The sequence below is a fragment of the Streptomyces mutabilis genome (assembly GCF_014649815.1).
GTDB lineage: Bacteria > Actinomycetota > Actinomycetes > Streptomycetales > Streptomycetaceae > Streptomyces > Streptomyces mutabilis.
This window is the reverse complement of the sequence record NZ_BMTT01000350.1, coordinates 1-504: the sequence shown is the minus strand read 5'-3', so window position 1 is coordinate 504 and position 504 is coordinate 1. Positions and strand designations below refer to the sequence as shown.

Genomic DNA, 504 nt, shown 5'->3' with positions numbered 1-504 from the left:
AGGCTCGGCAGAATGGCTCGGCCAAGGATGGTTCGGCTACGAATGGTCCAGCCAGGAATGATTCGGCCAAGGGCGGTCCGTCCGGGCAGAAACATGGCCTGCAGCGGTGCCACGCGATGTTGCGTCCGGTGTCGCTCCGCGCGTTATTGCCGTGGCTTACGTCGATTATCGGCGTCGCGTCCGCACTATGCCTGGTGATTGCGTGGTTCCCCTCCACGGTGTGGAATACGCCGATCGTCAGCAGCGATGCCCCCGCGCATTACTATTTCATTCACCGTCTGCTTGACGAGGGATTGGGGGCGGCTCTGCATTTGTGGCCGCATGATTCGTTTTATCCGCCGTTGTTTCACATCTGTGCTTACCTTGTGATTAAGATCGCGGCGCTGTTCGGCGTGCAATGTTCGATCTACGCGGCATTCAATATCACGTGGATCATTGCTTCGGGCGTGATTTTCCCTGCCGGAATGCTGGTATTATGCAGGTATTTCCTGCAACGTTGGAATC

The 504-nt window shown here is 56.9% G+C and carries 1 protein-coding gene; it reads left to right on the top strand.

The genetic code is table 11. The features are described 5' to 3' along the window. The coding region (locus tag IE142_RS36185; protein WP_229831346.1) for a DUF6541 family protein at positions 1-504 on the top strand (504 nt) is incomplete at both ends.